The sequence below is a fragment of the uncultured Nostoc sp. genome, assembly GCF_964245575.1.
Classification (GTDB): domain Bacteria; phylum Cyanobacteriota; class Cyanobacteriia; order Cyanobacteriales; family Nostocaceae; genus Nostoc.
The window spans coordinates 1-7,242 of the sequence record NZ_CAXTNP010000337.1; the positions used below are offsets into that span (position 1 = coordinate 1).

Annotated in this window: 9 protein-coding genes; 6 read left to right on the forward strand and 3 right to left on the reverse strand. The window is 43.8% G+C overall.

Features of this window, described 5'->3' with window-relative positions; all coding sequences use genetic code 11:
- Positions 1-200: 200 nt before the first annotated feature.
- Positions 201-479 carry a hypothetical protein gene (locus ACFFAP_RS33380; protein WP_375515239.1) on the reverse strand — a complete coding sequence of 93 codons (279 nt, stop codon included), beginning with the start codon at positions 477-479 and terminating at the stop codon, positions 201-203.
- Positions 480-641: 162 nt separating this feature from the next.
- On the opposite strand from ACFFAP_RS33380, the gene dnaJ reads away from it, so the two are divergent.
- From dnaJ to rsgA, 3 genes are read left to right on the forward strand one after another with little or no spacing between them, the layout of a single operon-like run.
- Entirely contained in the window at positions 642-1,772 is a 1,131-nt protein-coding gene (gene dnaJ, locus ACFFAP_RS33385) for a molecular chaperone DnaJ (RefSeq protein WP_229490120.1), read from the forward strand.
- Positions 1,772-2,029 (forward strand): sulfurtransferase TusA family protein, encoded by a 258-nt coding sequence (locus ACFFAP_RS33390; protein ID WP_375515240.1) that lies wholly within the window; start codon positions 1,772-1,774, stop codon positions 2,027-2,029. Before dnaJ ends, ACFFAP_RS33390 begins: the two co-directional genes overlap by 1 nt.
- On the forward strand, positions 2,026-3,129 hold the full coding sequence (rsgA, locus tag ACFFAP_RS33395) for a small ribosomal subunit biogenesis GTPase RsgA (protein WP_375515241.1): 1,104 nt from the start codon (positions 2,026-2,028) through the stop codon (positions 3,127-3,129). Before ACFFAP_RS33390 ends, rsgA begins: the two co-directional genes overlap by 4 nt.
- Positions 3,130-3,487: 358 nt before the next feature.
- Here the strand turns inward: rsgA and ACFFAP_RS33400 are convergent, their stop codons facing one another.
- Positions 3,488-3,619 (reverse strand): hypothetical protein, encoded by a 132-nt coding sequence (locus tag ACFFAP_RS33400; RefSeq protein ID WP_375515242.1) that lies wholly within the window; start codon positions 3,617-3,619, stop codon positions 3,488-3,490.
- Between the two features lie 1,033 nt (positions 3,620-4,652).
- On the opposite strand from ACFFAP_RS33400, the gene ACFFAP_RS33405 reads away from it, so the two are divergent.
- The 3 genes from ACFFAP_RS33405 (at position 4,653) to ACFFAP_RS33415 (ending at position 6,684) form a co-directional block, all read left to right on the forward strand.
- Positions 4,653-6,242 (forward strand): glycoside hydrolase family 57 protein, encoded by a 1,590-nt coding sequence (locus tag ACFFAP_RS33405; RefSeq protein WP_375515243.1) that lies wholly within the window; start codon positions 4,653-4,655, stop codon positions 6,240-6,242.
- A gap of 63 nt (positions 6,243-6,305) precedes the next feature.
- Positions 6,306-6,503, forward strand: coding sequence for a DUF6888 family protein (locus tag ACFFAP_RS33410; protein WP_375515244.1), 198 nt, complete (start codon positions 6,306-6,308; stop codon positions 6,501-6,503).
- A complete protein-coding gene (locus tag ACFFAP_RS33415) occupies positions 6,487-6,684 on the forward strand; it encodes a DUF6887 family protein (protein WP_069070282.1) in 198 nt (65 codons plus the stop codon). The genes ACFFAP_RS33410 and ACFFAP_RS33415 overlap by 17 nt, the downstream gene beginning before the upstream one ends.
- A gap of 82 nt (positions 6,685-6,766) precedes the next feature.
- Here the strand turns inward: ACFFAP_RS33415 and ACFFAP_RS33420 are convergent, their stop codons facing one another.
- On the reverse strand, positions 6,767-7,012 hold the full coding sequence (locus ACFFAP_RS33420) for a hypothetical protein (RefSeq protein WP_375515245.1): 246 nt from the start codon (positions 7,010-7,012) through the stop codon (positions 6,767-6,769).
- Between the last annotated feature and the right edge of the window lie 230 nt (positions 7,013-7,242).

Genomic DNA, 7,242 nt, shown 5'->3' on the forward strand with positions numbered 1-7,242 from the left:
GAATTATTTCCTAGTTTCTAGTTCCTAGTCCCGAGTCTCCCAGTCCCTAGTCCCCAGTCCCCAGTCCCTAGTCCCCAATCCCCTAAGTTGCAGATTTTTATTAAGGCACTTTAATATATCTATATATTTAGATTATAAATTTAGCGAAGTTTCACAAGACCCCAGCAGTTTGCTAGATTGTAGAAGCAAATTACTGTGGGCTAGGCAGTGTGCCAGTTCAGATGCACTTCCATTGCATAAGGGTGGTTTTCCACACCTAATGGTGTGGCTAGCCCCTCTGGTTGATGGGCGGGGTTTTCCTCTCCTACGTAGCACAATTGTAAAAGAGACAGCCGACTCGGCAGTGAGAAGTCTGAGCATAAGCTTCCCCTGCTGCTAACTTCTATCGCTTTTGTCGTCTCCCACGAGGAAAGCACCTGTTGCTCAAGATTTGTCGGTGATTTTTGTAAAAGGTAAAGGGTAAAATCAGTTATTAACAAAAATTAATTTTATCTTCTGCTTTACCTCCGGCAAGCCGCTCTCTAAAAGATCCTGTGTTGCTCTTGCATATCTGTAGACAAAACACTTTTCTGTAGGGTAGCAAGTGACCGTGACGTTCTACTGCCTTCTGCTTTCTTCCTTCTAACTTTTACCTTTGCTATATGGCCCGCGACTATTATGAAATTCTGGGTGTCTCTCGTGACACCGACAAAGAAGAAATCAAACAAGCCTATCGCCGTTTAGCCCGGAAGTATCACCCAGACGTGAACAAAGAACCGGGGGCGGAGGATCGCTTTAAAGAGATTAACCGCGCTTATGAGGTACTCTCTGAGCCAGAAACCCGCGCTCGTTATGATCGCTTTGGCCCAGAGGGGGTGTCAGGTGCTGCTGGCTCAGGCTTCCAAGATGTCGGCGATATGGGTGGTTTTGCCGATATCTTTGAAAGCATTTTTAGTGGCTTTGCTGGCGGTATGGGTAATCCCACGCAACAAAGACGGCGCAGTGGGCCTGCTAGGGGTGATGACCTGCGGCTAGACCTGAAGTTAGACTTTCGGGAAGCGGTATTTGGCGGGGAAAAAGAAATTCGCATTTCTCATCTAGAAAATTGTGAAGTCTGTAGCGGTTCTGGTGCTAAACCTGGAACCCGCCCCCGGACTTGTTCTACTTGTACCGGATCGGGTCAAGTCCGCCGTGTCACTAGAACACCTTTTGGCAGTTTTACCCAAGTTTCGACTTGTCCCACCTGTAATGGGACAGGGATGGTAATTGAAGATAAGTGTGATGCGTGTGATGGTAAAGGCGCAAATCAAGTCACAAAGAAACTCAAAATTACCATTCCGGCGGGGGTGGATAATGGCACACGCTTGCGAATTTCTAGTGAAGGGGATGCTGGTCAACGCAGTGGCCCTCCTGGGGATTTATACGTTTACTTGTTTGTGAATGAGGACGAGGAATTCCAACGGGATGGCATTAATATTCTCTCGGAAATCAAACTTAGCTACCTGCAAGCGATTTTAGGTTGTCGGTTAGAGGTAGATACGGTAGATGGGCCAGTAGAACTGATCATTCCGGCTGGAACCCAGCCAAATACGGTAATGAAGTTGGAAAATCGCGGCGTACCCCGTTTGGGTAATCCCGTCAGTCGAGGAGATCATATGCTGACAGTATTAATTGATATTCCCAACAAGGTCACCCCTGAGGAGAGGGAACTGTTGGAGAAGCTGGCTAAAATTAAGGGAGATCGCACTGGTAAAGGCGGTCTAGAAGGATTCTTGGGAAATTTATTTAAGTAATGAAGCCCTTTTCTGTTTTAACTCCCGATGCTCAACTTGATTTACGTGGCACCCCTTGCCCAATTAATTTCGTGCGGACAAAACTACGTCTGGAGAAAATGCCATTGGGAGGTTTACTAGAAGTCTGGCTAGACCCTGGTGAGCCGATTGAGCAGGTTCCCGATAGTCTGACAATGGCAGGTTATCAAGTTGAACAAATTACAGACTGTAGTAATTATTTTTCTCTGTTAGTACGCCGTCCAGTTACTAGCCAATGACAGGGGAAGATTTTGCCGCAACTAGACAGTTATTGGGTACGGTGGTGGCTGTACAGGCTAATTTTTACCGAGTACAGCTCGATCAAGAGGATGGGGAGATCAGGGAGATGAGGGAGCAAGATCCTCCTCATCTTCCCCATCCCCCTCTCCTCCTCTGTACTCGCCGAACACGTCTGAAAAAAATCGGGCAACAGGTGATGGTAGGCGATCGCGTTGTGGTAGAAGAACCAGACTGGGCTGGGGGACGGGGTGCGATCGCTGATGTTTTACCCCGCCAAAGCGAATTAGATCGTCCGGCGATCGCTAATGTCAACCAAATCCTATTGGTATTTGCCGTTGCCGATCCACCTTTAGAACCTTATCAACTGAGTCGGTTTCTGATTAAGGCTGAGTCTACTGGTTTGGATGTGCTTTTATGTTTGAATAAAAGTGATTTAGTTTCACTGCAAGAACAGCAGCAAATTAGCGATCGCCTTCTTGGTTGGGGCTATGAACCAATATTTATCAGCGTCAAAGATGGTATAAATACTGACCAAGCAGCCAGATATTTGAGCAGTAAAATTACTGTAATTGCTGGGCCTTCCGGCGTGGGTAAATCCAGCCTGATTAATTCGCTGATTGATTCTCTTGAACTGCGAGTGGGAGAAGTTTCTGGCAAACTGGCTCGTGGTCGTCATACCACTCGCCATATAGAATTATTTGAGTTACCTAGCGGTGGAATGCTTGCTGACACTCCTGGCTTTAATCAGCCGGATATGGATTGTAACCCAGAAGAATTAATCCATTATTTCCCAGAAGCAAGAAAGCGGTTAGCAGTTGCTAGCTGTCGGTTTAGTGATTGTCTGCATCGAGACGAGCCTGAGTGTGCGGTGCGGGGAGACTGGGAACGGTATGAACATTATTTAGAATTTTTGGATGCTGCGATCGCTCGTCAAACTCAGCTGCACCAACAAGCTGATCCTGAATCTACGATGAAGTTAAAAAGCAAAGGCAAAGGGCAGAGTCAATACGAACCCAAGCTAGAAAGTAAAAAATATCGCCGCATTTCCCGCAAGACTCAGTTACAGGACTTGCAGGAATTATATCGGGATGAGGAATAGGGAAGACTGGGAGCAATGCTCTAACAGTGAGATGGGGAAGCAGGGGAAGCAGGGGAAGAGAAACAAATTAAATGTATTGCGGAGTATTTTTAGTAGCAAAAATTACTACTTTTTTATTTACCCCCCTCCTGCCCCTGCTCAAGAAAGCTCAAGAAAGCTCATTGGACGACGATCTCACTATTTCGCGTTGCTCTCAGGAAGACTTTACTTTGTCGGCTTTGCTACAGGATCGGCTTTTTGGGCGATCAGTGCAACGCTCATCTGGCTGCAAGTCTTGATCCAAGATGTAACTGTTCGGGTTTCTGGGTTGCGGGAATCACAGGTTTGTGAGTTTAAGGGCTGACTGGCAAACTTTGGGTTAACGCTTCCCCGCAGTATAGCGATCGCTGATGGTGTTCACATTGGGCGTGAGTAAAGTGATGGTTGTGCTGTCTGTTGCAGCAAAATCGGATTGACCCTTGTTCACCCCAGTGCTAGTTAGCACTGTCAAGGTGCCGTTTTCCCAGTTGTAGGGTTGTTAAGTAATATCTATGTTGTCAAGTAGAGAAAGTAATAAATATATTTTTTAGCTGAAAATTATGAAATAATAATTATTATTGCAAGACTATCTCATCAGTTATGGATTTCTAATTTGCGATCGCGTAGCACAAAATCAGAAAAAATCATTTTTGTCAATAGAACTAGGCTAGTTAGGAGTGCGAAACTAAATTTCCAAAAAATAAGGATACGGATTTAAGAAGTTTCCAGGAACTAAAACCTTGGTTTTTAGGCTTTATAGAATGAGCCTTCTGAGTTTCGCATTGGGAACTAGGCTAAAAATTAACCACTTCATTAAGTATTAAATTAAGCTTTGTACTGATTTTTTCGGTTAAGGGATAAGTAGACATAGGTGTGAAAATGACGTAGGGACAATTCATGAATTGTCCCTACCAAGAATTTCGGACAACGCATAATTAATTTCACCAGCTAATGATGCTTTTAAATATGACGTGTAAATACAAAGCGGCTTGCCTTTGGCATCGCCAGCTTTAAAATTGTCTTTGAACCTATCCCACTATTCTAAAAATCCCTACTTATTTTCGTAAAATGTGCTTGAAAACCCTGATTTTTCATTTTCAATTCTCAATAAGCCTAAGCTTTGTAGCACAGATATTATTTATTAGTGGGATAGGTTCTTTTACCCCGATTTGCAGGGTAAATTATTTTAAGCACTATTACTTATTGACAAATTGTTCATAACCTTAATCTGTAACTGATGCTCTTGAACTGCCCTTAGCAAGAACTATCTCTTTGTTGAAGCTGAGTAAATATTTTCAGTACAAACTTATACAATAAGCAAATAGGCAGGTCTTACAACTAGTTAACAACAACATGGGGTGGGGGCATAACATTGGTGTGCCCTTACACACACTATATTTAAGTCAATTGAAAACTGCTCTTACGATCCCCATAAGTCTTAAAATATTGTTAATTTCAGCCAAACCTCTCGACCTTCAACTTACAAGTATCACCCCAAAATCACTATGGCTATCGGCTACGTCGCGCTTGTACTTCACGCACATCTGCCCTTCGTTCGTCACCCGGAAAGTGACTACGTGCTGGAGGAAGAATGGCTCTATGAAGCCATCACAGAAACCTACATTCCATTATTGAAAGTATTTGAAGGCTTAAAGCGAGACGGTATCGACTTTAAAATCACGATGAGTATGACACCACCTCTAGTGTCGATGCTTCGTGATCCTCTGCTGCAAGAACGCTATGACGCACACTTGACTCAACTAGAAGAACTTATAGCGCTAGAAGCAGAACATAATGTCAATAACGGACATCTTCGTTATTTAGCTGAACATTACATTACTGAGTTTAAAGAAGCGCGTCAGATATGGGAACGCAATCAAGGTGACTTGGTGACAGCTTTTAAGCAGTTCCAAGACAGTAACAACCTGGAAATCATCACTTGCGGCGCTACTCACGGCTATTTACCGTTGATGAAAATGTATCCAGAAGCGGTGTGGGCGCAAATTCAGGTAGCCTGCGAACATTACGATCAAACCTTTGGACAAGCACCCAGAGGCATTTGGTTGCCGGAATGTGCCTACTATGAAGGTTTAGATCGGATGCTAGCCGATGCTGGGTTACGCTACTTCCTCACTGATGGGCATGGCATCCTTTACGCCCGTCCCCGTCCGCGCTTTGGCACTTATGCCCCAATTTATACGGAAACTGGTGTTGCTGTCTTTGGTCGAGATCATGAATCGTCCCAACAGGTATGGTCTTCTGAAGTGGGCTATCCTGGGGCGGCGGAATATCGAGAATTTTACAAAGATTTGGGCTGGGAAGCAGAATATGAGTACATCAAGCCCTACATCATGCCCAATGGTCAGCGAAAAAATACGGGCATTAAGTATCACAAAATTACGGGGCGTGGCTTAGGACTTTCAGATAAGGCACTTTACGATCCGTATTGGGCTAGGGAAAAGGCAGCAGAACACGCTGATAACTTTATGTATAACCGAGAGCGGCAATCTGAGCATCTCTATGGTATAATGCAGCGCCCGCCAATCATCGTTTCGCCTTATGACGCAGAGTTATTTGGACATTGGTGGTATGAAGGCCCCTGGTTCATCGATTACCTATTCCGTAAGTCGTGGTATGACCAAAAAACATATCAAATGACTCATTTAGCAGACTATTTGCGAGATCAGCCGAATCAGCAAGTTTGTCGTCCTTCGCAGTCGAGTTGGGGTTTCAAGGGTTTCCACGAATATTGGTTGAATGAAACGAATGCATGGGTTTATCCGCATTTGCACAAAGCTGCTGAACGGATGATTGAAATATCGCATTTGGAACCAGAGGATGAATTGCAGTGGAAAGCGCTTAACCAAGCAGCGAGGGAATTGTTATTAGCACAATCTTCCGACTGGGCATTTATTATGCGGACGGGAACAATGGTACCCTATGCAGTTAGACGGACGCGATCGCACTTGATGCGGTTCAATAAGCTCTACGAAGATGTTAAAGTCGGCAAAGTTGACAGTGGTTGGCTGGAAAAAGTCGAGTTAATGGATAATATCTTCCCCGAAATCAACTATCGCGTCTACCGTCCGCTATAATCTCACAAAAAATAATCAACAGCAGTAGGGTGGGCATTGCTCACCCTATATTAGTAGTAAGGAGTGTTTATTTTACCAACAACAGAGCAAGCCTTAGCCTGTGTAAGGGTTTGTCAAATGCTGTCAAATCTTTACAAAGACATCCGTTTATTTCGATTTGACGACAAAACAGGGCAAGTTTACATCTTAGCTGGAGATGAACTCCAAGTCATTGTACTAAGTAATGGAATCTGGGATTTTGTCAATGAACCAGAATTATGAGCAAATGAGTTTTACAGAGTTGAGAGCTTACGTCGTGGAAAACCGCGAAGACATTGAAGCTCTACGTTTTTTAATGAGCAAACGTGACCCTAATTCTAAAGGCTATCCCATGCCTGTGACAGAAGCTGATATGCAAGCCCAGATGGAAATCATCAGGCGTAAGATTAACGGAGAACTTTGAGATTATTGTCTAATTCAGTAAGCATAATTAGGGTGGGTAAATCATACTCACCCGATTATTTTATTAACACTGCCGGATTTAGCTAAAGGCTATCTGGATCGATATTTAATTCTCGAAGTTTAGCAGCTAATCTTTGCGCTTTTTGCTCTGTTTGCTGTCGAGCCTCTTCTGCGGCTTGTCGTGCTGCTGCTTCCTCTTCATGAGTTAGCAGTATTTGACTCGTAGCTGGATTGTAAAAACGGAGTTTTCCTGCTTCCAGGCGTAACTCTAGCCCCAAAACTTGACTAGGTAGGGACACTGTACCATCTGGCAAGGTATTAGCTACCACTGGGAAATAGTTCCCATCGACCAAGTGTAAACCCTGGAGGGGAGCAATGCGATTTTGTTAGACGACCCAAAAAAAGTGCGATCGCTAAAAATTATTCTCAGTATAGTAAAATATTTATTACAGCTTTAGCAGTATTAACACTTGATAAAAAATTGGGTTCTCAGAAAGATGATCTGTAACAAGTGATTGGAGTATTGTGTTGTTTAAATTGAATATTTATTGATAATGAT

Bases quoted from the DNA above. Each gene is read 5' to 3' on its own strand.
- rsgA (WP_375515241.1), top strand. From the start codon at position 2,026: ATGACAGGGGAAGATTTTGCCGCAACTAGACAGTTATTGGGTACGGTG.
- ACFFAP_RS33390 (WP_375515240.1), top strand. From the start codon at position 1,772: ATGAAGCCCTTTTCTGTTTTAACTCCCGATGCTCAACTTGATTTACGT.
- ACFFAP_RS33415 (WP_069070282.1), top strand. From the start codon at position 6,487: ATGAACCAGAATTATGAGCAAATGAGTTTTACAGAGTTGAGAGCTTAC.
- dnaJ (WP_229490120.1), top strand. From the start codon at position 642: ATGGCCCGCGACTATTATGAAATTCTGGGTGTCTCTCGTGACACCGAC.
- ACFFAP_RS33405 (WP_375515243.1), top strand. From the start codon at position 4,653: ATGGCTATCGGCTACGTCGCGCTTGTACTTCACGCACATCTGCCCTTC.